General features: G+C 38.7%; 23 protein-coding genes, 1 other RNA gene and 2 pseudogenes. 7 read left to right on the top strand and 19 right to left on the bottom strand.

Annotated elements, in window-relative coordinates:
* Positions 1-90 precede the first annotated feature (90 nt).
* The 4 genes from mdh to QE429_RS08300 all read right to left on the bottom strand — a co-directional run bounded on the left by mdh (position 91) and on the right by QE429_RS08300 (position 4,638).
* Entirely contained in the window at positions 91-1,029 is a 939-nt protein-coding gene (mdh, locus tag QE429_RS08315) for a malate dehydrogenase (RefSeq protein WP_307286212.1), read from the bottom strand.
* A gap of 108 nt (positions 1,030-1,137) precedes the next feature.
* Positions 1,138-2,406: an NADP-dependent isocitrate dehydrogenase gene (icd, locus tag QE429_RS08310; RefSeq protein WP_307286210.1), complete on the bottom strand. Its 1,269-nt coding sequence runs from the start codon at positions 2,404-2,406 to the stop codon at positions 1,138-1,140.
* Between the two features lie 143 nt (positions 2,407-2,549).
* The gene (gene citZ, locus QE429_RS08305; RefSeq protein ID WP_307286207.1) at positions 2,550-3,668 is read right to left on the bottom strand and encodes a citrate synthase; all 1,119 of its coding nucleotides are present in this window, start codon (positions 3,666-3,668) and stop codon (positions 2,550-2,552) included.
* A gap of 508 nt (positions 3,669-4,176) precedes the next feature.
* Entirely contained in the window at positions 4,177-4,638 is a 462-nt protein-coding gene (locus QE429_RS08300) for a DUF441 domain-containing protein (RefSeq protein WP_307286204.1), read from the bottom strand.
* A 206-nt stretch (positions 4,639-4,844) separates the two neighbouring features.
* On the opposite strand from QE429_RS08300, the gene ytvI reads away from it, so the two are divergent.
* Complete coding sequence (gene ytvI, locus QE429_RS08295; RefSeq protein ID WP_307286200.1) at positions 4,845-5,954, top strand: sporulation integral membrane protein YtvI; 1,110 nt, start codon at positions 4,845-4,847, stop codon at positions 5,952-5,954.
* 236 nt (positions 5,955-6,190) lie between these two features.
* Here the strand turns inward: ytvI and QE429_RS08290 are convergent, their stop codons facing one another.
* The 8 genes and pseudogenes from QE429_RS08290 to dnaE form a co-directional block, all read right to left on the bottom strand.
* On the bottom strand, positions 6,191-6,577 hold the full coding sequence (locus tag QE429_RS08290; protein WP_307286197.1) for an FxsA family protein: 387 nt from the start codon (positions 6,575-6,577) through the stop codon (positions 6,191-6,193).
* 101 nt (positions 6,578-6,678) lie between these two features.
* Positions 6,679-8,442: a pyruvate kinase gene (gene pyk / locus QE429_RS08285; RefSeq protein ID WP_307286194.1), complete on the bottom strand. Its 1,764-nt coding sequence runs from the start codon at positions 8,440-8,442 to the stop codon at positions 6,679-6,681.
* A gap of 41 nt (positions 8,443-8,483) precedes the next feature.
* Entirely contained in the window at positions 8,484-9,443 is a 960-nt protein-coding gene (gene pfkA / locus QE429_RS08280; RefSeq protein ID WP_307286191.1) for a 6-phosphofructokinase, read from the bottom strand.
* A gap of 304 nt (positions 9,444-9,747) precedes the next feature.
* Positions 9,748-10,725, bottom strand: a complete 978-nt coding sequence (gene accA, locus QE429_RS08275; protein ID WP_307286188.1) for an acetyl-CoA carboxylase carboxyl transferase subunit alpha — start codon at positions 10,723-10,725, stop codon at positions 9,748-9,750.
* The gene (gene accD, locus QE429_RS08270) at positions 10,719-11,597 is read right to left on the bottom strand and encodes an acetyl-CoA carboxylase, carboxyltransferase subunit beta (protein WP_307286185.1); all 879 of its coding nucleotides are present in this window, start codon (positions 11,595-11,597) and stop codon (positions 10,719-10,721) included. Before accD ends, accA begins: the two co-directional genes overlap by 7 nt.
* Positions 11,598-11,790: 193 nt before the next feature.
* Positions 11,791-12,369: a FadR/GntR family transcriptional regulator gene (locus QE429_RS08265; RefSeq protein WP_373463239.1), complete on the bottom strand. Its 579-nt coding sequence runs from the start codon at positions 12,367-12,369 to the stop codon at positions 11,791-11,793.
* 56 nt (positions 12,370-12,425) lie between these two features.
* Positions 12,426-13,665, bottom strand: a pseudogene (ystJ, locus tag QE429_RS08260) (NADP-dependent malic enzyme).
* Positions 13,666-13,788: 123 nt separating this feature from the next.
* Positions 13,789-17,152: pseudogene (gene dnaE / locus QE429_RS08255) on the bottom strand (DNA polymerase III subunit alpha).
* 509 nt (positions 17,153-17,661) lie between these two features.
* On the opposite strand from dnaE, the gene ytrH reads away from it, so the two are divergent.
* Both ytrH and ytrI read left to right on the top strand, forming a co-directional pair.
* A complete protein-coding gene (gene ytrH / locus QE429_RS08250) occupies positions 17,662-18,000 on the top strand; it encodes a sporulation membrane protein YtrH (RefSeq protein ID WP_307286179.1) in 339 nt (112 codons plus the stop codon).
* Positions 17,997-18,497 carry a sporulation membrane protein YtrI gene (gene ytrI, locus QE429_RS08245; RefSeq protein WP_307286176.1) on the top strand — a complete coding sequence of 167 codons (501 nt, stop codon included), beginning with the start codon at positions 17,997-17,999 and terminating at the stop codon, positions 18,495-18,497. Before ytrH ends, ytrI begins: the two co-directional genes overlap by 4 nt.
* A gap of 34 nt (positions 18,498-18,531) precedes the next feature.
* On the opposite strand, the gene QE429_RS08240 is transcribed toward ytrI, so the two are convergent.
* Positions 18,532-19,476 carry a DHH family phosphoesterase gene (locus QE429_RS08240; RefSeq protein WP_307286173.1) on the bottom strand — a complete coding sequence of 315 codons (945 nt, stop codon included), beginning with the start codon at positions 19,474-19,476 and terminating at the stop codon, positions 18,532-18,534.
* Positions 19,477-19,563: 87 nt separating this feature from the next.
* Between QE429_RS08240 and QE429_RS08235 the strand changes: the two genes are divergently transcribed.
* Positions 19,564-19,875, top strand: coding sequence for a YtpI family protein (locus QE429_RS08235; RefSeq protein WP_307286170.1), 312 nt, complete (start codon positions 19,564-19,566; stop codon positions 19,873-19,875).
* Positions 19,876-19,913: 38 nt separating this feature from the next.
* On the opposite strand, the gene QE429_RS08230 is transcribed toward QE429_RS08235, so the two are convergent.
* The 3 genes from QE429_RS08230 to QE429_RS08220 form a co-directional block, all read right to left on the bottom strand.
* Entirely contained in the window at positions 19,914-21,233 is a 1,320-nt protein-coding gene (locus tag QE429_RS08230; protein ID WP_307286167.1) for a CBS domain-containing protein, read from the bottom strand.
* A 124-nt stretch (positions 21,234-21,357) separates the two neighbouring features.
* Positions 21,358-21,594 carry a hypothetical protein gene (locus QE429_RS08225; protein WP_307286165.1) on the bottom strand — a complete coding sequence of 79 codons (237 nt, stop codon included), beginning with the start codon at positions 21,592-21,594 and terminating at the stop codon, positions 21,358-21,360.
* An 85-nt stretch (positions 21,595-21,679) separates the two neighbouring features.
* Positions 21,680-22,363: a metal-dependent hydrolase gene (locus tag QE429_RS08220; protein WP_307286161.1), complete on the bottom strand. Its 684-nt coding sequence runs from the start codon at positions 22,361-22,363 to the stop codon at positions 21,680-21,682.
* A gap of 171 nt (positions 22,364-22,534) precedes the next feature.
* Between QE429_RS08220 and QE429_RS08215 the strand changes: the two genes are divergently transcribed.
* Positions 22,535-23,632, top strand: coding sequence for a M24 family metallopeptidase (locus QE429_RS08215; protein ID WP_307286159.1), 1,098 nt, complete (start codon positions 22,535-22,537; stop codon positions 23,630-23,632).
* Positions 23,633-23,688: 56 nt separating this feature from the next.
* Positions 23,689-23,884: non-coding RNA, 6S RNA (gene ssrS / locus QE429_RS08210), on the top strand.
* Between the two features lie 268 nt (positions 23,885-24,152).
* On the opposite strand, the gene ald is transcribed toward ssrS, so the two are convergent.
* From ald to QE429_RS08195, 3 genes are all read right to left on the bottom strand, one after another.
* Entirely contained in the window at positions 24,153-25,274 is a 1,122-nt protein-coding gene (gene ald, locus QE429_RS08205; protein ID WP_307286157.1) for an alanine dehydrogenase, read from the bottom strand.
* A gap of 183 nt (positions 25,275-25,457) precedes the next feature.
* The gene (locus QE429_RS08200) at positions 25,458-25,781 is read right to left on the bottom strand and encodes a hypothetical protein (protein ID WP_373463238.1); all 324 of its coding nucleotides are present in this window, start codon (positions 25,779-25,781) and stop codon (positions 25,458-25,460) included.
* A gap of 233 nt (positions 25,782-26,014) precedes the next feature.
* On the bottom strand, positions 26,015-26,218 hold the full coding sequence (locus QE429_RS08195) for a hypothetical protein (RefSeq protein WP_307286152.1): 204 nt from the start codon (positions 26,216-26,218) through the stop codon (positions 26,015-26,017).
* Positions 26,219-26,303: 85 nt separating this feature from the next.
* On the opposite strand from QE429_RS08195, the gene QE429_RS08190 reads away from it, so the two are divergent.
* The gene (locus tag QE429_RS08190) at positions 26,304-26,750 is read left to right on the top strand and encodes a universal stress protein (protein WP_307286149.1); all 447 of its coding nucleotides are present in this window, start codon (positions 26,304-26,306) and stop codon (positions 26,748-26,750) included.
* The last annotated feature ends 57 nt before the right edge of the window (positions 26,751-26,807 follow it).

Here is a 26,807-nt window from a genome sequence, read left to right as displayed (position 1 = left end):
GCTGGACAATTCTCAAAGTCGAATTTTATACTTTCCTAGTATGAATACAGAGAAATTCGGGGTTGTATAACCCCGAATGGCTCCATTCTATTATACTAATACGTTCATTACATTGCGAACGGATTCAACTGACTTATCTAGCGCTGCTTTTTCTTCAGCAGTAAGTTCTAATTCAATTACCTTTTCAATACCATTTGCTCCAAGGATGGTTGGAACCCCAAGGTAAATACCCTCGTAGCCAAATTCTCCTTCTAGATAGGCAATGGAAGGTAATACGCGACGTTGGTCTTTTAGAATCGCTTCACACATTTCTACTAATGAAGCAGCAGGTGCATAGTAGGCACTACCGTTACCAAGAAGGTTTACGATTTCGCCGCCACCTTTTCTAGTACGTTCAACAATTGCTTCTAAACGATCTTTTGGAATAAGTGTTTCTAATGGAATACCACCTGCATAAGAATAACGAACTAATGGTACCATGTCATCTCCGTGACCACCAAGAACAAAGCCTGTAATATCTTTTACAGAAAGATTTAATTCTTGCGCAACAAATGTACGGAAACGGGCAGTATCAAGAACACCTGATTGACCGATTACCCGGTTCTTAGGGAATCCAGACTCTTTAAATACTGTGTATGTCATAGCATCAACAGGGTTCGTCAAAACAAGAATAGTACAGTTTGGAGAAAATTTCACAATCTCCTGGGTTACACTTTTCATGACCTTTTGGTTTGTCTGCACTAAATCATCACGGCTCATGCCTGGTTTACGTGCAATACCTGCAGTAATAACTACAATATCAGAATCGCGTGTGTCTTCGTAATTAGATGTACCAGTAATGTTTGAGTCGAAGCCTTGAACAGGGCTTGCTTCAAGCATATCTAATGCTTTACCTTTAGTTGGGTTTTCCATTTGAGGAATATCAACTAAAACTACATCACCTAGCTCTTTTTGTGCAAGCAAAAATGCTGTTGTCGCACCTGTGAATCCGCTGCCAATTACCGAAACCTTTTTACGTTTTAATGACATTGTGACTCTCCCCTTTTATGTAATGAGATAATATTTAATTAACAGGGCTGTTTATAACAGCCCTGTTAATTTTCAACTATTCTTGTTTAAGCAGGTATTCCGCTTAGATTATTCCATGTTCTTAATTAATTCATCTGCAAATTCAGATGTTTTTACTTCAGTTGCGCCTTCCATCAAACGAGCGAAATCGTAAGTAACAACTTTAGATGAAATTGTCTTCTCAACTGATTTTATGACCATATCTGCTGCTTCATTCCAACCTAAGTGCTCAAGCATTAAAACACCTGATAAGATCACAGAAGAAGGGTTTACTTTATCAAGACCTGCGTATTTAGGAGCAGTACCGTGTGTAGCTTCGAAAATAGCATGTCCTGTTTCATAGTTGATGTTTGCTCCTGGAGCAATACCAATTCCACCAACTTGTGCTGCAAGAGCATCAGAAATATAGTCTCCGTTTAAGTTCATTGTAGCAACTACATCAAACTCACGTGGGCGAGTAAGAATTTGTTGTAAGAAGATATCAGCAATCGCATCTTTTACGATGATTTTACCAGCAGCTTCTGCTTCTGATTGTGCCTTGTTTGCAGCATCTACGCCTTGCTCAGCTTTAATGCGGTCGTATTGAGCCCAAGTGAATACTTTATCTCCAAATTCTTTTTCTGCAAGCTCGTAACCCCAGTTTTTAAAAGCACCCTCGGTGTACTTCATGATGTTACCTTTATGCACTAGTGTAAGAGACTTACGGCCTTCTTTGATTGCATAGTTAATAGCAGAACGTACAAGACGGGAAGTACCTTCCTCTGAAACAGGCTTGATACCGATACCTGAAGTCTCAGGGAATCTGATTTTATTTACTCCCATTTCATTTTGTAGGAAGTTGATTAATTTTTGAACTGCTTCTGATCCTTTTTCATATTCGATACCAGCATAAATATCTTCAGTGTTTTCACGGAAGATTACCATATCTGTATCTTGAGGACGCTTAACTGGTGAAGGTACACCTTCAAACCATCTTACTGGACGTAAGCATACAAACAAGTCTAACTCTTGACGTAGAGCAACGTTTAATGAACGAATTCCACCGCCGACAGGAGTAGTTAGTGGACCTTTGATCGCAATCAAGTATTCGTTGATTACATCAAGTGTTTCTGATGGAAGCCATTCACCTGTTTGGTTGAATGCTTTTTCTCCAGCTAGAACTTCTTTCCAAACAATTTTGCGCTCGCCTTTATATGCCTTTTCAACCGCTGCATCTAATACTCTTTCAGAAGCGGCCCAAATATCTGGTCCAATACCGTCACCTTCGATGAATGGGATGATTGGGTTGTTTGGTACGTTTAGTACACCATTTTTAACTGAAATTTTTTCGCCTTGCATAGTTGTTCTCCCTCCTAGTATGTAAAAAACTATGAATTTTGTTCGTTCACTAACAAACATCTTAATCAAAGGTTAGAGAGTCTCCCTCTAACCTTTAATTCATTCTATCATATTGAACCAATTTTTCGAAAAAAAGTAAAATATTAAACTCTTTCTTCGATTGGAACATATTTTTGCATTCCAGGACCAGTGTATTCTGCTCTTGGACGGATTAAACGATTGTTATCATATTGTTCTAAAATATGTGCCAACCAGCCAGAAACACGGCTGACAGCAAAGATTGGCGTCATTAAATCATGGTCAATTCCTAAGCTGTGGTAAACAGATGCAGAATAGAAATCAACGTTAGGCGGAAGCTTCTTCTCGCCAGTAACAATGCCTTCAATTTTAACAGACATATCATACCAATGAGGTTCACCAGTTAGCTCTGTTAATTTCTTAGACATTTCTTTTAAGTGCTTTGCACGTGGATCACCTTGACGGTACACTCTGTGACCAAAGCCCATAATTTTTTCTTTCTTTTCAAGTTTCCCGCGAACATATGGATCAACATTTTCAATTGTTCCAATTTCCGTAAGCATCTTCATTACAGCTTCATTTGCTCCTCCATGAAGAGGTCCCTTTAAGGCACCGATTGCAGCAGTTACTCCAGAGTATACATCAGACAATGTAGCCACACACACACGTGCAGTAAAAGTGGAAGCATTTAATTCATGGTCAGCATGTAAGACAAGCGCTTTATCAATTGCTTCAACAGCAATGTCCTTTGGCACTTCTCCTGTTAACATGTAAAGGAAGTTAGCAGCAAAGCTTAAATCCTTTCTTGGAGCAATTGGATCAAGACCTTTTCTTACACGAGCAAATGTAGTAACGATGGCAGGCATTTTTGCTTGAAGTCTAACTGCTTTTCGATAGTTAGCATCAGGCTCCATTAAATCTGCTTCGTCATCGTATAAACCTAGAAGTGAAACAGCTGAACGAAGTGCCGCCATTGGGTGTACTTTATTGATTGGGTACATTTTAAAATGCTCAATCACTTCTTGTGGAAGTGCAGCATTTTCAGCAAGCTGCTGCTTTAATTCAGCTAATTGTTCTGCATTTGGCAGTTGGCGGTGCCATAATAAATAAATAACTTCCTCAAAGCTTGCATTCTTAGCTAAATCATCGATGTCATAGCCAACATATGTTAGCGTGTCATCAATAATAGAGCTGATGGAAGAAGTTGTTGCCACTACCCCTTCAAGACCGCGTGTTACTGTCATAATCAATCTCTCCTCACATTCTTAATTTCCCCTTAGGAAAAAACACCGTAAAAATAAAATCCCCTTAACTGTTCAACATGGATGATTCAGACGACAAAAGGTACTATCTGAGTATAGTACTCTACCTTATGTCTTAATCAGTTAAACTAACTGAGCGATTGCTCGGGATAGACACAAGTAGATGTATGCCCTTTCAATCACAATGAAAAAATTATTTTACAAGTAATTCAGCATATATATATGGTTTATGTAGAAAAGGATACGCTTACAAGCCTATTATAAACAATTATCAGATTTTTGTGAATGAAAAGGCGTCGAAAAATCGAAAAAAATATTATTTCAAAAAAAATCTAATAGGAAAAGCGGAAGCGCCTTGGTCAGTTCCGACAGGCAAATGTTCTTCGGCAAGAAAAGTCTACCCTTTGACTTTTCTTGCCGAAGGTTATTTGACCCGAGGGACTAGGCGCTGGAGCTGGACAATTCTCAAAGCCGAATTTCTACAATCCTATTATGAAAAAAAACTAAATACTTTCATCGCTGCATAGGCAATGCCGGCACCAATTAAAGGGCCTACTGCAACTCCTTTAAAAAGAGAAACCGAAAGAATGGTTCCTAATACTAATGCAGTTGTTATTTGAGGATCATCCGCAAGTAACTTCACACCTCCTTTTGCAAGTAAAGCAACAGCCATTCCCGCTATTAATGCAATCCAGGCATACGAAGACTTAAATGCACTTGTAAGATCTTTAAATCCTATCTCCCCGCTAGCAATTGGTGCCAGGACAGCAATCGTTATAATTGTCACTCCCCAATTGATTCCTTTTGATTGCAAAAAGGAAAAGGACTTCGAATCCAACCCGCCAGCTTTCAATATAAGTAGCACTCCAACAGCCAACATTAACGAACTATTCTTAGCTATAAAACCAATAACCAACAGCAATAAAAGAAAAAGTAAGGATTCACTAACCATTCGATCACCCTCCTGTTGAAATTATCGTACCATAATAACCTAATTGAGGTGAAATGTAGCATTAGATTTGTATCATACTGAAACATTTTCAGATATTTTTCGTAGAAAGATTAAAGACGAGAGAATAACTGGAAAATTATGCAGTTTTCTTCAGAAAAATGTTAAACTATTACAATAGGTTCAATTTTATAAGAGGAGGTTTGCTTTTGAACGTTAAGTACATAAACCGAACTATTCGATTTGTTCTAGTAATCGGCGCCATTGTCTTAGCACTATACTCTTTTTATTATTTGTCAAAAGTTACATATCCATTTTTAATTGGTCTCGTTATCGCCTTTTTAATTAATCCTCTCGTCAATTTTTTTGAACACAAGGTAAAAATGCCGCGTGCTCTAGCCGTTCTCATTGGTCTCATCATTATCTTTGCCTTTTTCGCAGGATTAGTTACCCTTCTAGTAGCTGAAATTGTCTCAGGGGCTGCCTACTTGGCAAAAGTTGTTCCAGAGCATCTTGATACACTAATAGAATATATCGAGAACTATTTTACGGGCCAGATTATCCCCCTCTATAATCAATTAACGAGTGTATTTAATAAGCTCGATGCAGGTCAGCAGAATACCATCATCGGAAATATTCAAAATGTGGGAAAAAGGATTGGAACAACTGTAGGTTCATTTATCCAAGGATTGTTCGGAAATATTCCTAATATTTTATCCTGGTTCCCAAATGCTGCTACCGTCATAATCTTCTCTTTATTGGCTACCTTCTTTATTAGTAAAGATTGGTATCGTTTATCCACCATAGGAGGCAAACTTTTACCTGAAAGGGCAAAAACTAGCGGACAAACGGTTTTTATTGACCTAAAAAAAGCATTATTTGGTTTTATAAAAGCCCAACTAACACTAATCTCAATCACAACGGTTATCATTCTTATTGGATTGCTAATCCTAAGGGTGGATTATGCGATTACCATTGCGCTTCTAACAGGCATTGTCGATATTATTCCGTACCTTGGAACAGGCGTTGTGTTCGTACCTTGGATTATTTATTCTGCTATTTCAGGAAATATGGCTCTAGCCATTGGATTAGGTGTTCTTTATATTATTGTGCTCGTTCAAAGACAAATAATGGAGCCAAAGATTCTCTCCTCAAATATTGGGCTTGATCCACTTGCTACCCTAATCGCCTTATTTGTCGGATTTAAAACCATTGGTTTTTTGGGATTAATCGTTGGTCCCGTAACCCTAGTTATCATAAGCACTCTGTACCGCGCCAATGTGTTTCATGATATGTGGGCATTTATAAAAGGAAAATAGATATAATAAAAAAACGTCAGTCTGCCCTCATGCAGCTGACGTTGTTTTATTTTAGGCTCTGGTAAACGTGCCTGTTGATTTCCGCTCCAGGAGCGAGCGGTTCGTGGGTGTTTCGGTGAGCCTACTCGGAGAAACGCGCCTGCGGGGTCTCCCCTGAACCATACTCCCACAGGAGTCTTCGCTCCTTCCGCTCCAATCAACAGGGTATAAAAATTCAACAATGTTTTTTCTCAGCCTTATTTTATGATTTTTATGTTCCCTTTATCTATTCTTCTTCGCCATAGGGTCTTCAGGAGGTATTTAAATGGTTGTCTTGTTAGTGGGAATAGTAATAAAAATCCTGTAATATCAGTAACGAATCCAGGTGTAATTAAGAGTGTTCCGCCGATGATAATACATATTCCATCTAAAACGGCCTCACCAGGGATCTCTCCATATTGTAGCTGTTCTCTTGCCCTCTTAATCGTCTGCATTCCTTCTCGCTTTGCCATATAGGCACCAAGGACGCCCGTTGATAAGATGATTGCAAAAGTTGGCCAAAAGCCTATCGTTTTTCCAGACAGAAGTAGAAGCCCAATATCAATCGTTGGAACGATAATGATCAACAAAAATAAATACCGCATATTAACTCCCCTTCCAATGGCATATTTCTATTGTATTACGATTGGTGATGATTTAGTTTTCAATAAAGAAAAAGAGGCTGAATCAGCCTCTTTTTTCTTTATTAAAGAACACTAGCGTGCCCGTTGTAAATAACGCCTCTCGCTGAATCAACTGTGATTTCTTGACCTTCTTTAAATAGTTCCAATGCATTGTCTACCCCAACAATAACTGGGATTCCAAGGTTTAGACCGACAACTGCTGCATGGCTGGTTAATCCGCCCTCTTGTGTAATTAGAGCCGCACATTTTTCTAATGCAGGAACCATATCACGATCTGTTCCAAGTGTGACCAGAATAGAACCCGCTTTTACTTTTTCTAAAGCTTCCTTTGCATCATGTGCAATGACAACTTTTCCAAATGCAGATTTGCGTCCAATTCCTTGTGCTTTAGTAATAATATCGCCAACTACATGAATCTTCATTAAGTTAGTTGTGCCAGCTTCACCCACAGGAACTCCTGCAGTGATAACCACTAAATCACCATGCTTAACAATTCCACTGTTAACACTCTCTTCTACTGCGATATCAAGCATTTCATCAGTAGTTGTAGCCATTCTTCCGATTTGAGGATACACTCCCCATACTAAAGATAAGCGACGACATACATGGTCATTAGCTGTTACAGCAACAATAGGGGATTTTGAGCGATACTTAGAAATCATTCTTGCAGTGTGTCCACTTTCAGTTGGTGTGATAATAGCATTTACTTCTAGGTTTAATGCTGTATGCGCAACTGATTGTCCAATTGCATCCGTCAAATTATGGCCAGTGTCTTTACTTCGGTTAGACAAAATTTCTTTATGGTCTAATGCTTGTTCAGCTCTTGAAGCAATATTGTGCATTGTTTGAACAGCTTCAACCGGGTATAATCCAGCAGCCGTTTCACCTGATAACATAATTGCATCCGTACCATCAAAAATAGCATTGGCAACGTCACTAGCTTCCGCACGTGTAGGTCTTGGATTACGTTGCATCGAATCAAGCATTTGTGTAGCAGTAATTACCGGTTTACCAAGGGCATTACATTTTTTAATTAACATCTTTTGAACAAGAGGAACCTCTTCAGCTGGAATTTCTACACCAAGATCCCCACGCGCAACCATCAAACCATCAGAAATTTCGAGGATTTCATCGATGTTGTCCACACCTTCTTGGTTTTCAATTTTAGGGATGATATGAATATGTGTAGCGTTGTTTTCCTCTAAAAGCTGGCGGATTTCTAACACATCTTTTGCACGACGAACGAAAGATGCCGCGATGAAATCAATACCTTGCTCAATTCCGAATAGAATATCTTTTGTATCCTTTTCAGTGATTCCCGGTAGGTTAACCGATACTCCCGGAACGTTAACACCTTTTTTATTTTTTAATGTTCCACTATTCAAGATCTTTGTGTGGATTTCATTTGCAGATTTATTTACCTCAGTTACTTCAAGACCAATCAAGCCGTCATCTAAGAGAATTTTAGAGCCAACATGTACATCATCAATTAAACCTGGATATGTAACAGAGAATTTTTCAGTAGTTCCTTCCACTTCATTCATGGAAACAATGATATTTTCTCCAGCCTTAAGCTCAATTGCACCATTCATCATATTGTTCGTACGAATCTCTGGACCTTTTGTATCTAGCAGGATTGCTACTGTTTTTCCAGTTTGTTTTGAGGCTTCTCGAATATTTCTAATTCGAGCACCATGTTCTTCAAAATCCCCGTGAGAAAAATTCAAACGAGCAACATTCATCCCAGAATTAATTAATTGAGTTAATTTTTCAACACTTTCACTAGCAGGACCAATCGTACACACGATTTTTGTTTTTCGTAGCATGCTTTATTTCCTCCCATTTTAGAAAAGACAAACGCTATTCTTTAAATTGATAATTCCTTGGACAATTTGAAAAGATCTAAGTCCAATGTATGTTTTCTACCTAAAGCTTCAATAATGTCATAATCAACTAACTGATTCTTTTCAATACCTACTGCACGACCGCCTTTACCTTCGATTAAAAGCTCGACTGCCCTAGCACCCAATCTACTTGCAAGTACACGGTCAGCTGCAGTTGGAGACCCCCCACGCTGAATATGACCTAAAACAGATACCCTTGTATCAAAATTCGTTGCTTCTGAAAGTTGCTTAGCAAATTCGACTCCACTGCAAACTCCTTCAGCCACAATGATAATACTATGTTTCTTTCCGCGCTCTTGACCCTTGCGAAGTCTTTCAGCAATTTCGTTCATATCATAATTTTCTTCAGGAATTAAGATTGTTTCTGCACCACCTGCAAGACCTGCCCATAAAGCAATATCACCAGCATCGCGTCCCATTACTTCGATAACAAACGTTCTTTCATGTGATGTAGCGGTGTCACGAATCTTATCGACCGCGTCAATTACTGTATTTAAAGCGGTATCAAATCCTATTGTCAGCTCCGTACCAGGAATATCGTTATCAATCGTGCCCGGTACACCTACACACGGAAACCCATGCTCTGTTAAAGCTTTTGCTCCCATATAGGAACCATCTCCACCAATGACAACAAGACCTTCAATTCCATGTGCTTTCAATTGTTCGATTCCTTTTTGCTGACCTTCTTTTGTTTTAAACTCTAAACAGCGTGCTGAATGGAGCATAGTACCACCACGATGTATGATGTCACCCACAGATCCTAACTCAAGCTTTTTAATATTACCAGAAATTAAACCTGCATAGCCGCCATAAATACCATAAACCTCTACATTATGAAAAATTGCCTTCCGTACAACGGCACGAATTGCTGGATTCATCCCTGGAGAGTCTCCACCGCTCGTAAGTACTCCTATTCTTTTCATACCCTTCACCTCAATCATTGATAAAGAAACCAGTGTATACGAATGTTAATAAAATTAGTTTGATTTTCTTCAGATGTACTTCCTTTATTATTAACATAAAACCAACGAATATTTATAAAATAACACGAAGAAATCACCTTAACAACCGATTCATATTAGTAATTATAAAAGACGGAATAATTAGTGAACTGGAAGCGTTTTATTTAATAATGAAAGCGGAATCATTGACTATTCAAGGAAAATTCATTGAACATTATGTGAATAAGACAAGAAAAAATCGTGCCCGGATGGAGCACGATTTTTTTTACTTCGCACCAATAAAATCATTTACCATTGTATATTCACCAATGGTTCTAAATCTATTATATCGATCTGAGATTAATTCATCTTCTGAAAGCTTAAGAAGTTCTGTAAGGGAAGTTTTCAGGCATTTTTCAATTTCTTCTGATTGCTGTTTAACATCCTTATGAGCTCCGCCTTTTATTTCAGGGATAATTGCATCTATTACACCTAATTCCTTTAAGTCTGGAGCAGTTATTTTCATTGTTTCTGCAGCGTTTTTTGCAAGAGAGGCATCCTTCCATAGGATCGCTGCTGCTCCCTCTGGAGAAATAACCGAGTAAGTGGAGTTTTCCAGCATAAAAATACGGTTACCCACACCGAGAGCAAGAGCACCACCACTACCGCCTTCTCCAATAACAATACAGATTACAGGAACGTGGAGACCAGCCATTTCGAAAAGATTACGTGCAATCGCCTCACTCTGACCACGCTCTTCTGCAGCCTTACCTGGATAAGCTCCCTTAGTATCAATAAAGCAAATGATTGGGCGATTAAACTTATCCGCCTGCTTCATGAGACGAAGAGCTTTCCGATATCCTTCAGGATGCGGCATTCCAAAGTTTCTACGAATATTTTCTTTTGTATCTTTTCCTCGCTGGTGACCAATAACTGTTACAGGTAACCCTTTAAACTTGGCAACTCCACCAACAATCGCTTCATCATCTGCGAAGGTCCGATCACCATGTAACTCAAAGAAATCCTCAAAAAGATAAGAAATATAATCAAGGGTTGTTGGTCTATTTGGATGACGGGCAATTTGTACCCGATCCCATGGTTTAATATTCTCATATATATCGTGCTCCAACTTTTCAAGCCGAGCCTCTAATTTAGTAATCTCAGAACTTAAATCGACATCTGCTGTTTTAGTGAACTCTTTTAGTTCGGTAATTTTTCTTCTTAACTCCACAACTGGGCGTTCAAATTCTAATTCGCCTACCATTCGAGCTCACCTCCAGGTTGATGAATGTCTAATATGTTGGTAATTTTGTCCACTAAATTCTCACGTGAAATAATGGCATCCAGTTGTCCATGTTTTAATAAAAACTCAGCTGTTTGGAAATCCTCAGGTAATTCTTCTCTTATAGATTGTTCAATAACTCTTCGTCCGGCAAAGGCAATAAGAGCTCCTGGTTCAGCAAAATTAAAATCCCCTAATGATGCAAAACTTGCAGATACACCACCAGTTGTTGGGTGCGTCATGATAGAAATAATCAGACCGCCATTTTCACTAAACCGTTTTAATGCGACACTAGTTTTTGCCATTTGCATTAAACTTAATGCACCCTCCTGCATCCTAGCACCACCTGAAGCGGTAAAAATAATAAATGGCAGGGAAAGTTCATCTGCTTTTTCGATCGCACGAGTAATTTTTTCACCTACAACAGAACCCATACTTCCCATTCGGAATGAGGCATCCATAATAGCCAATACAATCTTGTGGCCATTTACTGTTCCACTCCCAGTGACAACTGCCTCGTTCAACTTGCTTTTTTGACGGTCTTTTTCGAGTTTTTCTAGATAATCTGGAAAACCGAGCGGATTTTCAGAAATCATATCTTTATTAATTTCTTCAAAGCTTCCTTCATCTAAAAAGCTGTTAATTCGCTCATGTGAATTCATTTGGAAATGGAATCCACAATGTAAACAAACTTTATTGTTTTTCACCAGTTCCTTTGTGTACATAATTTTTTTACATGAAGTACACTTAGTCATAATCCCTTCAGGTACGTCATTTTTAGCTGTTTCTGTTGGAATTGTTGCATATTTCTTCTTTTTTGTATGATTTTTTGTAAAAAGATCTTTAAGCGCCAAAATAAAACCTCCCTTGTGAACGCTCCTGCTTTTTAGCAAGAATCTCCATCTATTACTATCTAGAAGTCTTTCTATCCTACATCCACTTCATACCTATCCTTCGCAAGTGGTCAGACCACCAGCCGGTAAAAAACACCCTTGATCAGAGGGCTTGTATAAATTCCATCATAAAATAAAAAGAATTCAAAATCTGTTAGTATTTGTCGATAGAACATGACAAATTTCGAAGTTTATAATAGGCAGAAATTGTTTTTATTTCATCCTTTGTAGCTATTGCTTCAAGTATTAACAGATAGTTTTCTTTCTTATAATCTTCTCTAGGAAAGTCTAAAGAGTAATAATACTCCTTTAATATACCCCAGAGTCTTAAAAAAAGATGGTTATCTGCAATGTCTATAATTCGATAAAAAAATTCATCATCAGGAACATGTTCAGATTTTTTTATCCATTCTTTTATCTGATCAATTGATGTAGTATTCATTCTCTGAATGGCTAATCTGAGACAGTCCATTTCAATAAAATTCTTAGTCTCGAAAACATCTCGCTTCGCTCTTTCATCCTGTAAAATGAACGTGCTGAGTAGTTTTACTAGCTGATGTCCGCGGAAATCTCTAATAAATGTTCCTTCGCCTCTACGTGTTTCAATTAAGCCGAGTAACTCTAATGCCCGGAGTGCTTCTCGAACGGAAGAGCGCCCGAAATTCAGGCGCTCTGACAACTCCCGTTCAGAAGGTATTTTATCTCCAGTCTTTAGACCGTCCATTGCAATCATTTCGCGCAGGTGCTTTACAATCTCTAAATATACTTTTGTATTAGTCACTTACTTAATCACTCACTTTTACCGATAATAGCGAGCCTCTGTGTTTTTTTCTTTTACATCTTCGGGGTCTACTTTTAGTCTGGCAACTCCCGTTTCCATAGCAGCTTTAGCTACAGCAGCTGCTACATCAGGAGCAACCCTAGGATCGAAAGGTGCTGGAATGACATAGTCTGCGTTTAGCTCTTCCTCACTGATTAAGTTCGCAATTGCTTCCACAGCAGCCACTTTCATTTTTTCATTAATATGTGTAGCACGAACATCTAGTGCTCCTCGGAAAATACCAGGGAAGGCAAGTACGTTGTTTACCTGATTTGGAAAATCGGAACGGCCTGTCCCAACAACCTTTGCTCCTGCCTCTTTTGCTTCTTCAGGCATGATTTCTGGTACCGGATTAGCCATGGCAAAAATGATGGAATCAGGATTCATTGATGCAACCATTTCTTTTGTCAATGCACCAGCCACAGATACACCAATGAAAACATCCGCACCTTTAATGACATCCGCTAGGCTACCGGATAAGCTATCACGGTTTGTATACTTAGCAACTTCTGCTTTAACTGCGTTCATTCCCTCTGGGCGTCCTTCATAAATAGCACCCTTTGTATCACACATAATGATGTCTCTTACTCCATAGCTATAAAGCAATTTAATAATCGCAATCCCTGCAGCACCCGCTCCATTTGCTACGACTTTAATCTCAGTCATCTTTTTGCCCACTAATTTTAGAGCATTAACGAGCCCAGCCACTGTAACAATCGCTGTTCCATGCTGGTCGTCGTGGAAAATTGGGATATTTGTTTCCTTTTTTAGTCTTTCTTCGATAACAAAACAGTTTGGAGCAGCTATATCTTCAAGATTTACGCCACCGAAAGTTGGTTCAAGAAGCTTTACAGTTTCAACAATCTTATCTACATCAGTTGTGTTTAAACAGATTGGAAATGCATCTACACCAGCAAAGCTTTTAAATAATACAGCTTTTCCTTCCATAACCGGCAGGGCTGCTTCAGGTCCAATATTGCCTAGACCTAATACTGCTGTACCATCGGAAACAACAGCCACCATGTTTCCTTTCATTGTATACTCGTAAACCATCTCTGGCTTTTCATATATATCTTTACATGGCTCTGCCACACCTGGAGAATATGCCAAACTTAAATCCTGAGCATTCCGCACAGGAACTTTTGATTTTGACTCTAATTTTCCTTTATTAATGCGATGCATGTGTAATGCTTCTTCACGTAAAGTCAAAATATGTCACCCCTTAAAATGATTACAATAGATAAATAAGTTCATTAATATTAAGTTCATCAATAGTGGTCAGACCACACTTGTCTCATTATCACTATAACATATCTGCCATAGTTGTAAAGATTAATCTCTCAGCACCACATTTTTTTCACCGAGTAGGTTTCTTAATTGCTGTTGCAATTCAAGGGTTGGATGAACTTGTTTTTCACTGCCTAATTTTACCGTTTTCCTAGTCGCTTCATCATGCAAAATAACAGAGGCATCCCCTTTGTGTTCTGCTAGAATATTATTTATACTGTTTAAAATATTCTCGTTAGGCTGGTCTGCAGAAATTTTCAAGTATAATACTGGCTGTCTTATCGGCTTTGTTTTTATCCATTCTTCCAAGTCAAATACCTGCTGAATAATAAATTGACCTTTCCCTTCCCGCTCCTCTACCTTCCCTTCGATCAGAACGAAATTACCTTGTCCAAGAAGAGTATGATACTTTTTAAATACATTAGGAAAAGCGACCGCTTCCATTTCCCCGCTTCCATCACTAACAGTGATAAAGGCCATTAAATCCCCTTTTTTTGTTCGTATCGACTTCAATGCTGAAATATATACTCCTGATGTAGCCCTTTTGTTGTCATGACTTAAATGATAAAGGATCGTTCCCCCTCTTTTCTTAAGCTCCCTTTCATAGACGGAAATTGGATGATCGGATAGGTAAAAACCGAGCGCTTCTTTTTCAAATGCCAGTTTGTGCTCCAAGCTGATTGGATCAACTGGAACATACTTTGGCTTTAGCATAAATTCATCGTCAAACAAATCAAATTGATTGGAATCGTCTGGTTTAAAAATTTGTGCATGTTCAATTGCTACATCCAAACTAGCCAGAAGAACAGCACGATCTTCACCGAACTCATCAAAGCTGCCAGAGTGTACAAGATATTCTAATGTTTTTCGGTTAATCGCTTTCGAGGATACTCTTATACAAAAGTCAAATAGATCATCAAATTTTTTCTGCTTCCTTGCTTGAAAAATTTCCTTTAATGCGGCAGCCCCTATGCCTTTAATAGCTGCGAGACTATACCGGATTCCTCCTTTTTCAACATGGAAGGAGAAGGCGCTATAATTAATAGAAGGTGGAAGGACAGTAATTTCCTTTTGCTTTGTTTCCAAAATATATTGTGCAATTTTTGTTTCATTGCCGATTGCAGAGGTAAGGAGTCCAGCCATAAAAAAGACAGGAAAGTTTGCTTTTAAATAAGCTAACTGATAAGCAATCATACTATACGCAACGGCATGGCTTCTGTTAAAACCATAATTAGCAAATCGAACAATCAAATCATATATCTCGTTTGCCAAGGATTGATCATAGCCTTTTTTCATTGCTCCTTGGACAAAATGAGTCCGCTCTTTATCTAAAACTTCTTTTTGTTTTTTCCCAACTGCTCTTCTTAAAAGGTCTGCTTCCCCTAAAGAGAAACCCGCCATTGTAGAAGCAATCTGCATGATTTGTTCCTGATACACTATGACACCGTAGGTATTTTCAAGAATTGGCATTAAATCAGGATGTGGGTATTCTACGGTCTTAGTACCGTGTTTTCGGTCAATAAATAATGGAATGTTTTCCATAGGACCAGGACGGTACAATGCATTAACAGCAACAATATCTTCAAATCGTGAGGGCTTTAAACGAGTTAATACCTTCCTCATACCTTCCGACTCCAACTGAAAGATTCCAGTTGTTTCCCCCCTAGCTAGTAAATGAAAGGTCTCTGTGTCATTTAGCGGAATGGAGGCTATATTGACCTTCTGTTTGGTACTGCGGTTAATAGAGGATAAAATGGATTCGATTAAGGTAAGATTTCGCAAACCGAGAAAATCCATTTTAAGCAGGCCAATTTCCTCAAGATATTCCATTGAGTATTGCGTTAAATAAACGGAAGATGATCCCTGTTGAATGGGGATTAAATCTATTAACGGTTTTTCGCTAATGACTACACCTGCTGCATGTGTAGAAGTATGGCGTGGAAGCCCCTCAAGCTTCAAGGCTACTTGAAAAAGTCTTTGGTTCATGGGGCTTTCATTAATAAACTTTCTAAACGACTCCGATTCTTGATAGGCGGACTTCAAATCCACTCCCAATCGGGACGGAACAAATCTTGATAGCTGTTCTAGTTCTTTTGAATTCAATCCAAAAACTCTGCCAACATCGCGTAAAGCTGCTTTCGCTGCGAGCGTACCAAAGGTAACGATTTGAGCAACATGGAGCTTTCCATATTTTTCTGCCACATATTCTATTACTTCATCACGACGATGGTCAGGAAAATCTATATCAATATCGGGCATTGAAATTCTTTCAGGATTTAAAAACCTTTCAAATAATAAATGATGTTCAATGGGATCAACATCGGTAATAAATAAAACGTAAGCAACAAGTGACCCGGCAGCGGAACCCCTGCCAGGTCCTGTTAAAATTCCATGGTCCCGAGCATATTTCATAAAGTCCCAGACAATTAAAAAGTAATTACTAAACTTCATTCGCTTTATAACGCTAAGCTCATAGCTTAAACGCTCATAATATTCTTTTGAGGGATTTGAGAACCGTTCATTTAAGCCATGATTACACAACATTTCAAGATACTCATCGGCTGGAATGTTGTTTTCTGTTGGGAAAGAGGGTAAGTAGGTTTTATTTAATTCAATGTTTACATTGCACCTATTTGCAATGAGAAGAGTATTTTCCATGGCCTCAGGGATTTCTGAAAAAGCATGTACCATTTCCTCAGGAGTCTTTAAATAAAATTGGTCACCTTCTAATTTATCCCGGTGGTCATCCTGCAGTTTATCTCCATTTTTTATAGCTAGCAGACATTCATGTGCAAACATGTCCTCTTTTTCTAAATAATGGACGTTATTGGTTGCGACAATAGGAACATGTAGCTCGTGGCTTATTTTAATCAATTGCCTATTAACTAAAGCCTCATGACCTACTTGGTGGCTTTGAACTGAGAGAAATACGTTCCCATTCCCAAATACACTAACCAATTGTCTAGTGAGATTCATTGCCAAATCATTGTTTCCATTTATGACTGCTTGTTCTATTTCCCCTTCAGTTCCAGGTGTAATCGCAATAATCCCCTCAGCATAGTGCCGCAGCCATTTTTGCGGGATTCCGTTATCCGATTTTGTTTGCACAGCACTGGATATTTTCAATAGATTCCTAAACCCATTTTCATTCTCTGCAAGTAAAACCAGCGGATAGGATTGATTCGGGGTAATGTCACTTTCCACATCAACGGTCAATCCCAAAAATCGGTTTTATATTGTTCTTTTTACAAAGCTTATAAAATTCAATCGCACCGTACATTACATTTCGATCCGTTAAAGCAAGTATAGAAAACCCTTTTTTCTTAGCATTGCTAATTAACTCCGGGACAGATGCCGTACTCGTCAACAAACTATAAGCACTATATACATGAAGGTGAATAAAAGACATAACTCTACACCGTTCCTTAATTTATTCTATTAATTATTATAAAACTTAAATGCAAAAAAAGAAAATATGTTCTCTTTTTTAAATAGGCTTTGTTAAACTTGACTATTGATTTCCGCTCCAGGCACGAGCGGTTCGTGGGTGTTTCGGGGAGCCTCCTCTGAGAAACGCGCATGCGGGGTCTCCCCAGAACCATACTCCCACAGGAGTCTTCGTGCCTTCCGCTCCAATCAACAGGGTGTATAAATCAACAATGTTCTTTAACACAGCTTTTAAATAAAAAGCGGAAGCGCCTTGTTCAGCCCCGACAGGCAAATGTTCTTCGGCAAGAAAAGTCCGTTCTTTAACTTTTCTTGCCGAAGGTTATTTGACCCGAGGGGCTAGGTGCTGGAGCTGGATTCAAAGGACTAGTCTATTTATACATCCTAATTACTTTCCAAAAACATAAATTAGTGTACTTGTCCATATAAATGTTATATATGTCTTAATCATGTACAGAGGCGGTTGAATGAATGAAAGAGATTGGTTTTTTTCCTACATTTATTGAAAGTTACTTTATTGCTTTAGGGGTTGTACTAGGGGGGTCACTTATTGGCGGAATTGCCTCATTTTTAACGGGACAGCCACCATTGACAACCGTCTACCGCTTATCCTCAGCACTTAGAATTTGGGCCATCGTAGCAGCGATTGGGGGTACATTCGATACAGTTTATACCTTCGAAAGAGGTTTATTTAACGCCGATACGAAGGATATTTTTAAACAATTCTTATTAATTCTCTCTGCATTAGGAGGCGCCCAAACAGGTGCCCTCATCATCAATTGGTTAACACAGGAGCATATTTCATCATGAGAATCCCACCTTACTATCGAAAACCGTCCTGGCAACGTTTTTTTGCAGGTGCCGCAGTAGGTGGTGCAATTAGTTGGTGTATTTTTCTCTATATTTACGGAGTATGGCAGGAGGAGAATACAGAATTATTACGAATACAGCAGCAAAAGATTATCGATTTAAACGAAGAAAAAAAGATTTGGCAGGAAGAGTATAAAGAAATGAACAAGCGGAATATAGAACAGCTGACTGTCCAAAAAATTAATGTAAAGATTATGAACTGGGAAAAATATAAGCTCGATTTGCTAAGTGTTTCAGAGACGGAAGACTCCGTAAAAGATGATATCAGTATGATGCTGGCAAAAGATTTAGACACTGTATATAAAAGCAAGGATCTCTTGAAAAAAATTATTGAAAATAAACCGATTAAAATCAATGACAAACGCTATAAACTCAAGGTAAAAGAAATGGTTATTTATACAAACCTTACTATTCAACTGGACATAGAATTTGAATAAGAAAAGCGGCCCCAGCAATCTGGGGCATTTTCTTTTAATTTGAATAGTTACGGCATACCTCATTTAATTCTTTTAAGACGTGGTCAACTTCATCCCAAGAATAGATGGAAGCACCTGAAGCAAGTGGATGGCCGCCGCCTTTAAATTTTCTAGCAACACCATTTATGACCGGACCCTTTGAGCGAAGACGAACTCGAATTTGATCTTCTTCCTCAATAAAGAATACCCATGCTTTAATCCCTTTTACATTCCCTAAAATACCCACTAGTAATGAAGCTTCTGCTGGCCTTGCCCCATATTCTTTTAATAGCTCCTTCGTAAGCATAACGGATGCTACTCCGTTTTCCTGAAGCTCAAAGTTCTGAAGGATGTAGCCATTCAATTTGATAATATGAGCATCTAATTCATACATCTTATCAAACACGTCGGTGCGTGAGAAGTTATAATGAATTAATTCTCCTGCATATGCAAAGGTTTTCTCTGTAGTGCTCGGGAAAAGGAATCTGCCAGTATCCCCGACTATACCTGCAAACAGCAATCTCGCTGCTTCATCATTCATCTTTAGTCCTTTTTCTTTCCCAGCCAGGTAAAACTCATAAATCATTTCACTGCAAGAACTTGCTGATGTATCTACCCATAATAAATCACCATACGGATCTTCATTTGGGTGATGGTCAATTTTTATGAGTTTATCACCTAAAGTGTATCGGTCATCACAGATTCTTGCTGCATTGGCTGTATCACAAACAATGACGAGAGCACCTTTATAGACTTCATCGTCAATCACATCAAGCCTGCGCATAAAATGAAGAGTTGGTTCTTCTTTGCCCACTGCGTATATTTTCTTATCTGGATAGGACTCTTGTAAAATGGCGGCTAATCCACCCTGGGAACCATAAGCATCCGGGTCTGGTCGGACATGTCGGTGGACAATGATGGTTTCATATTGTTCAATTGCTGCTAAAATTTGTTCTATCATACACACTGCTCCTTAGAACCAATAATGGCTTTTTTATAAAAAAAAAGGTAAAATAATAGTGATTTTCAAAGCTTGGAGGAACCAATAATGTTTGCATTTGCTGTCTTAATTGTCATATTATTTGCTTTCTATTTATTTTATAAGACAAAATACTTTAGAAGCAACCGTGAAGTAGAAAAGAAATGGCTTTCTGCGAAATCAAATATAGCTCTTGGACTTTTTGTCTTTCTTTTCGGTGTAAACCACCTGATATTTATCTCTGAAACCACATTAACTTATTTAGTGGCCATCGTGTTTATCGCTTATGGAGCCGTATTCAGTTGGATTGGTTTCAAAAAGTATAAACATTACCTTCCGTTTGCGATCGAGGAAGCTAAGCTGTACGAAGCACAAAAATAAAAAAACGAAGAGGTTGACACAGGTGTCAACCTCTTTTCTTATTGCCTATCAATCAGCTGGCACATCATCATCGCTTTTCCGACCAATATCCCATCGTTGAATACTTCGACATCTACTTTTCCAAATTTCCGACCCACTTCAAGTATTTTAGGATACACTTCTAATGTGGTTTCCATTTGTACAGGTTTTATAAAGTAAATCGTCATATTTTCAACAACAAGGTCTCCTTTTTTATAGCTCCGTAACACACGATTAGCTGCTTCAGAGACAATGGTTGTAAATACACCGTAGGAAATAGTTCCAAGGTGGTTGGTCATTTGCGGAGTGACTTCACAAGAATATACTTCTTCACCCTTTGCTTTTCCCTGAAGGAGAACCATTTGATTCGTTACAATATCATCAATTGTTTCTCCGACCTGCGGCTGCCTTTGATTCATCTGTAATGCCTTCAAGACGTCCTGCCTGCTGATAATCCCTTCTAAACGGTTGGCGTCATCAGCAACAGGGAGGACTTCAATACCTTCCCAAACCATCATATGGGCTGTAGAAGCTACGCTGGTTTTCCCATTCACAGTCATAGGCTGTTTTGTCATAATCTTATCAATCGATGCTTCTAATTCTTGTCCTAATATGTCCTTGCTAGTAACCATGCCCTGAATTTTCATATTTTGATCGACTACAGGATATCGACTGTGTTTCGTTTCTTGATTGTACTCATGCCATTTGGCTACCTTATCTGTTGTCTTTAAATAATAGGTCTCAGATATAGGAGTTAAAATATCTTCAACTAAGATAATTTCCTTCTTGATTAGTTGGTCATAAATCGCACGGTTAATCATTGTAGCCACAGTAAAAGTATCATAGCTGGTTGAAATCACAGGCAATTCAAGACTATCTGCGAGTTTTTTTACATGATCCTCGGAATCAAATCCACCTGTGATTAATACGGCCGCGCCTGCTTTTAATGCCAACTCATGTGCCTGCGTACGGTTTCCGACAATTAATAGGTTGCCTGCTTCTGTATATCGCATCATAGCTTCAAGTTTCATGGCTCCAATTACAAATTTATTTAGTGTTTTATGCAAACCTGTTCTTCCACCCAGCACTTGGCCATCAACGATATTTACTACTTCAGCAAATGTAAGCTTTTCAATATTTTCTTTCTTTTTTCGTTCAATTCGAATGGTTCCTACTCTTTCAATGGTGCTGACGTACCCTTTATTTTCAGCTTCCTTAATCGCCCGATAGGCTGTACCTTCACTTACTGTCATCGCCTTGGCGATTTGGCGCACTGATATTTTTTCCCCAACAGGAAGTCCATCAATATATTGCAAGATTTGTTCGTGCTTAGTAGCCAAGACCTTCACCCTTTATAGTTTAATTCCAATCATCTGGTTATCACTTCACCAGATAAGTCTAAATTTTATTATAAAGTGTTAAAAGCCTTGATTCAATGCGGTTTCACACATTGTTTCCTAATTCTTAGTGAAAAGAACGGGACTTTTTCTTTACTCTGCCCACCTGAGGTTTTTGCATTTGCTTTCTTGGGCTGTAAAGCAACCCTGTAAGATTTCCTGCCATAACCATTAATGCAAAGGCTAACCAGGCCCAGGCAAATGTCCCTTGAAGACCTTCTGCATGTATAGATAACCTTGGAACAGCAAAATAAAGCATAAAGCCACAAAGTAGCAGGCAAAGTAAGTAGCGATTCTTTTTCATTATTTATTTCCCCCTATAAAAAGACTGCTTGTTCCATCTTTATGCAAGAGAGGGCAAAAAAAGTCTGTGATTCCATAAGAAGATGTTAAATTTCGATGAACTCTCCCGGTTGAAGGATTTTACCGTTTCGATTTTCGAGCATTTCTAGGAACTTGTTTGGATCCTGCTTTATTGGCGGGAATGTATTGTAATGAATTGGTACTACTGTCTTAGCTGCTAACAGTTTTGCAGCATAAGCTGCATCTTCGGGACCCATAGTAAAATTATCTCCAATTGGCAAGAAGGCTAAGTCAATCGGATGACGTTCACCTATTAATTTCATGTCTGAGAAAAGCCCTGTATCACCCGCATGATAAATGGTTTTTCCTTCGTTCATAAAAAGAATCCCAGCTGGCATACCGCAATAAATAATCTCCTGACTGCCATCAATGACATAGCCTGACCCGTGGAATGCTTGTGTCAGTTTTACCTTTCCAAACTCAAATTGGAAAGCTCCTCCGATATGCATAGCATGCGTCTTCACACCTTGAAAGCTTAAAAATGCGCATAAATCAGCATTCGCAATGACTAGTGCATCATTTCTCTTCGCCAGCTCCACCGTATCCCCCACGTGGTCCCCATGACCATGCGTGAGAATAATAACATCCGGTTTGACATCGTCTACAGTTAAATCTGTTAACCCATTACCAGTAATAAACGGGTCTATGATAATTGTTTTCCCATTCGTTTGAATTTGTACAACTGAGTGACCATGATATGACACTTTCATATATGTAACCCTCCCAAAAGTCTTTTATTATTACTTCCATAAAAATATAGGAATTCCTTCCACAAATATACCCATAATCCATACGTTTTAGCACAATATAATCTCAGATAGTTTACAATTCAAACTTATATTGTTACTCTCAAATTGGATTTGAAATTAGGGGGAGAAATGATGAATCAAAGATTAAACAAATTACAAGCATGGATGAAAGAGAATGACATTGAGGTAAGTTTTGTTACTTCTTCCGAAAATGTATTTTACTTAAGCGGCTACTATACCGACCCTCATGAACGCTTACTCGCCCTCGCTGTCTTTCAAGAGGAGGAACCGTTCCTAGTCTGCCCTGGAATGGAGGTACACGACGCAAAACGTTCCGGTTGGGAGCATCAGATTATAGGTTATAGCGATATTGATAATCCTTGGGAAATGATTCTGAACTCTATTAATAAAAGAATTAACGGCGTCTCTAAAGCTGCTATTGAAAAAGAGCATATGAATGTAGAACGGTATGAACAGCTCTTACGTTTATTCCCAAATGCCTCCTTTGTTTCCGTTGAGGAAAAACTAAGACTTCTTCGTATGGTTAAGGATGCGAAAGAGTTAAAAATTATTGAGGAAGCCTGTGCCCTAGCAGACTTTGCTGTTGAATTTGGCGTTAGTGAAATTAAGGAAGGTAAAACGGAACTTGAGATCCTAAATGCCTTAGAGTATGCATTAAAACAAAAAGGCGTAACTGAAATGTCTTTTTCAACAATGGTCCTAACGGGTAAGAATGCCGCTTCCCCTCACGGGAACCCAGGCAATACCAAAATCCAAAAAGGCGATTTAGTGTTATTTGATTTAGGCGTCGTTGTAGATCGATACTGTTCAGATATCACGAGAACAGTTGCTTACGGAGACATTAACGACAAGCAAAAAGAGATTTATGATACAGTATTAAAAGGACAATTGGCAGCGATTGAAGCAAGTAAGCCTGGTGTTAGTGCAGCTGAAGTTGACCTTACTGCGCGACGTATCATCGCTGATGCAGGTTACGGTGAGTATTTCCCACACCGTCTAGGTCACGGCCTTGGAATCAGTGTTCATGAATACCCATCGTTAACTGAGACAAATCAATTGATTCTTGAAGAAGGTATGGTTTATACGATTGAACCAGGAATCTATGTTCCTGATGTTGCCGGTGTTCGTATTGAGGATGATGTGTTTATTACTGCTGATGGAGCGAAGATTCTGACTAAGTTCCCAAAAGAATTGCAAATCATTAAGTAGGTAGATTTGGGTTCTTTTGACATTGTATTTTTGTTTTATTTGATGTAATATACAAATACAAGCTGCGTTGTACGTAATCATAATAAAGTTTTAACCTTTAAGCTGTAACAGGGAGTTTAACCATTGAAGCTGGAATGACAAGCCTCCGTCTATAAGACATGGAGGACACGCAGAAAAGCTTCTGAAAACACCCACTTTGAGGAGTGGTGGTTTAAAACTTTCTTATACTCTTACGGCAATGGCGGCTCCATACTTAACATTCAAAACCAGTTTCTGACTAGAAGCTGGTTTTTTTGTATATTTGTATATTTTAATTGAAATTATCTGTTTTTACGTGACAGGTCTTCCTTTCTATCAGTATTTTTTAAAAATAGAACGGTCCTACTTGGCTAGACCCCATACCATTCATCCTTTTGAATCACCTAGAACTGCTCTACGTGACCGTACCGGAAAGCTTCTACCTGATTTATTCAAAAAAGAGGCAGGCACCTTGCCCCACCTCTTAATCTGTCTTATCAATTTACTGCTTATCTAACAATGTTTTTGTATCTGCAAATTCGAGACCTTGTGCTTCTGCGACTGCTTCATAGGTCACATAGCCGTTTAATGTATTAATCCCTTTTAATAACGCCACATTTTCTAAGCATGCTTTACGATAGCCCTTATTCGCAATTTGAACAGCATAAGGTACAGTAACATTTGTTAAAGCCATAGTCGATGTTCGCGGTACTGCACCAGGCATATTAGCAACCGCATAGTGGACCACACCGTGCTTCACATAGGTTGGATTATCATGCGTAGTTATACGATCAGTTGTTTCAAAAATCCCCCCCTGATCTATCGCGATATCGACAACCACACTTCCCGGTTTCATCGACTTAACCATTTCTTCGGAAACAAGCTTTGGTGCCTTCGCTCCAGGAATAAGTACCGCTCCAATCACTAAATCAGATTCTTTCACCGCTTCGGCAATATTATAAGGATTTGACATTAATGTCGTAACATCAGACCCAAAAATATCATCCAACTGACGAAGACGATCAGGATTTAAATCAATAATCGTCACTTTTGCTCCTAAGCCAATCGCCATTTTAGCAGCATTGGTACCGGCAACTCCACCGCCAATAATCGTAACTGTTCCTCTTTGTACACCAGGAACACCAGAAAGAAGGATTCCCATACCTCCGTAGACCTTTTCAAGGAATTGAGCACCAATTTGTGCTGCCATCCTCCCTGCTACTTCACTCATTGGGGTTAATAATGGTAAGCTTCCATTTGGCAGCTGAACGGTTTCATAAGCAATTCCTATAACCTTTTTATCTATTAATGCCTTAGTCAGTTCGGGCTCTGGTGCTAAATGTAAATATGTAAATAAGATTAATCCCTCACGAAAATATTGATATTCATTTGGAAGAGGTTCCTTTACCTTCATGACCATTTCCATGGACCATGCTTCTGCAGGTGTTTCTACTAATTTTGCTCCTGCATTTTTATAGTCTTCATCTGAAAAACCAGAGCCAATACCCGCTCCATTTTCAATAAAGACTTCATGGCCATAATTCACAAGATTGACCACTCCAGCAGGTGTCATTGCTACACGGTTTTCATTATTCTTTATCTCTTTAGGTATTCCGATTCGCATGTCCATACCTCCAATTAATAAAAACAATAGAAAAATAGTTAAAAGAAAACGGAAAAGTGAAAGCAATTTAATTTTACCAAAAAAATAGAAGTTACCCAAACTTATTCTAGAATAAGTTCTTGAAAGACCATTACTATAATAAAGCTTCGACGTTAAATAAACGCCAAAGCTTTTTTCTTTAAATTAATAATAAGGGTAATATGGGTATCCGTAATAAGGATATGGATAAGGATACGGGTATGGGTACGGATACCCATAACCATAATATGGTGGAGTCAATAGTGCTCCCGCTGCTAAACCAGTTAAAAATGGTACACCAAAGCCAAAGCCTCCAAAACCGAACCCAGGACGACCAAATCCGAAGCCAAAGCCTGGTCTGCCAAAACCAAAACCTGGACGACCAAAACCACCAAAGCCGAAGCCTGGGCGACCGAAACCGCCAAAACCAAAGCCCGGACGGCCGAATCCACCACCAAAATGTCCAAAGCCACCAAAACCAGGGCGAATTCTCTCATCCGCTTGGTTTATTGTGGGCACGCCATAAATTTCAGTAGTCAATGTTTATTCCTCCTCATTTTATTTACTTCACACATTAAACAATATGCATATAAGAAGCTATATTCTTGGGTATATGCCCTAATAAAGAAATTTAACGAGATAAAAGTCTACTAAATTCCTCTTTCCACAATGAAAAAGACCATCCTATTATGGACAGTCCTTTCGTTTCAACATATAATTGTCTAGCTTTCTGTGGACCCTTCACCGTCGACTGATGGTGTAGTGTTAAAATCAGCCTGGTTTGCAAGCGCCGTTCCTTCTCCTATAAAGCCACTATTATAGGAATTCATAATCTGTTGACTTACTTCATTCGATCCTTGTTCATCAAAATCAAATGAATACTGATTTTTTGGATCCCCGTTTCCCATCATTCTAGCTCCTTTCATTGTATCCTACTCCATTATTGTTCGAAAAATTGCAACAGTTATTCGTTGTTAAATAATGTATAATTTAGGTAAGGAGATGATAATCATGGGACTCAAATATAAACATATTTTAGTCGCTATTGATGGTTCGAAGGAAGCAGATTGGGCTTTTCGAAAAGGTATTGAAATTGCAAAAAGAAATAATGCCAACCTCCTTCTGGTTCATGTGATTGACACCCGGTCATATGCATTAATCGAAGCCTATGATACGGTGATCGGGGACCGCGCAGAAAAGCTAGCAAAAGATATGATGGAAAATTATCACAAACAAGCAACAGATGCCGGACTATCAGATGTCCAATATGAGATTGATTTTGGTTCTCCAAAGGTACGTATTCCACGAGACATAGCCAAAAAGCATTATGTTGACTTAATCATTTGTGGTGCCACAGGAATGAATGTAGTAGAGAGATTTTTTATAGGAAGTGTTTCTGAACACATTACACGGTATGCACCATGTGATGTACTTGTTGTCCGAACTGAAAAAAACTAATTTATATATGAAGGGTGTGCACCAAGCTGCACACCCTTTTTTCAGCTTTCCTTACAA

It is taken from the genome of Bacillus sp. SORGH_AS_0510 (assembly GCF_030818775.1).
GTDB lineage: Bacteria > Bacillota > Bacilli > Bacillales > Cytobacillaceae > Neobacillus.
Note: the sequence above shows the minus strand (reverse complement) of the source record. Positions and strands in the feature narration are given on the sequence as shown.

Excerpts from the sequence above, each read along its gene's own strand:
- mdh (WP_307286212.1), bottom strand. The coding sequence starts at position 1,029 with ATGTCATTAAAACGTAAAAAGGTTTCGGTAATTGGCAGCGGATTCACA.
- icd (WP_307286210.1), bottom strand. The coding sequence starts at position 2,406 with ATGCAAGGCGAAAAAATTTCAGTTAAAAATGGTGTACTAAACGTACCA.
- citZ (WP_307286207.1), bottom strand. The coding sequence starts at position 3,668 with ATGACAGTAACACGCGGTCTTGAAGGGGTAGTGGCAACAACTTCTTCC.
- QE429_RS08300 (WP_307286204.1), bottom strand. The coding sequence starts at position 4,638 with ATGGTTAGTGAATCCTTACTTTTTCTTTTATTGCTGTTGGTTATTGGT.
- QE429_RS08290 (WP_307286197.1), bottom strand. The coding sequence starts at position 6,577 with ATGCGGTATTTATTTTTGTTGATCATTATCGTTCCAACGATTGATATT.
- pyk (WP_307286194.1), bottom strand. The coding sequence starts at position 8,442 with ATGCTACGAAAAACAAAAATCGTGTGTACGATTGGTCCTGCTAGTGAA.
- pfkA (WP_307286191.1), bottom strand. The coding sequence starts at position 9,443 with ATGAAAAGAATAGGAGTACTTACGAGCGGTGGAGACTCTCCAGGGATG.
- accA (WP_307286188.1), bottom strand. The coding sequence starts at position 10,725 with ATGGTAGGCGAATTAGAATTTGAACGCCCAGTTGTGGAGTTAAGAAGA.
- QE429_RS08265 (WP_373463239.1), bottom strand. The coding sequence starts at position 12,369 with ATGATTGCAATGGACGGTCTAAAGACTGGAGATAAAATACCTTCTGAA.
- ytrH (WP_307286179.1), top strand. The coding sequence starts at position 17,662 with ATGAAAGAGATTGGTTTTTTTCCTACATTTATTGAAAGTTACTTTATT.
- ytrI (WP_307286176.1), top strand. The coding sequence starts at position 17,997 with ATGAGAATCCCACCTTACTATCGAAAACCGTCCTGGCAACGTTTTTTT.
- QE429_RS08240 (WP_307286173.1), bottom strand. The coding sequence starts at position 19,476 with ATGATAGAACAAATTTTAGCAGCAATTGAACAATATGAAACCATCATT.
- QE429_RS08235 (WP_307286170.1), top strand. The coding sequence starts at position 19,564 with ATGTTTGCATTTGCTGTCTTAATTGTCATATTATTTGCTTTCTATTTA.
- QE429_RS08225 (WP_307286165.1), bottom strand. The coding sequence starts at position 21,594 with ATGAAAAAGAATCGCTACTTACTTTGCCTGCTACTTTGTGGCTTTATG.
- QE429_RS08220 (WP_307286161.1), bottom strand. The coding sequence starts at position 22,363 with ATGAAAGTGTCATATCATGGTCACTCAGTTGTACAAATTCAAACGAAT.
- QE429_RS08215 (WP_307286159.1), top strand. The coding sequence starts at position 22,535 with ATGAATCAAAGATTAAACAAATTACAAGCATGGATGAAAGAGAATGAC.
- ald (WP_307286157.1), bottom strand. The coding sequence starts at position 25,274 with ATGCGAATCGGAATACCTAAAGAGATAAAGAATAATGAAAACCGTGTA.
- QE429_RS08195 (WP_307286152.1), bottom strand. The coding sequence starts at position 26,218 with ATGAAAGGAGCTAGAATGATGGGAAACGGGGATCCAAAAAATCAGTAT.
- QE429_RS08190 (WP_307286149.1), top strand. The coding sequence starts at position 26,304 with ATGGGACTCAAATATAAACATATTTTAGTCGCTATTGATGGTTCGAAG.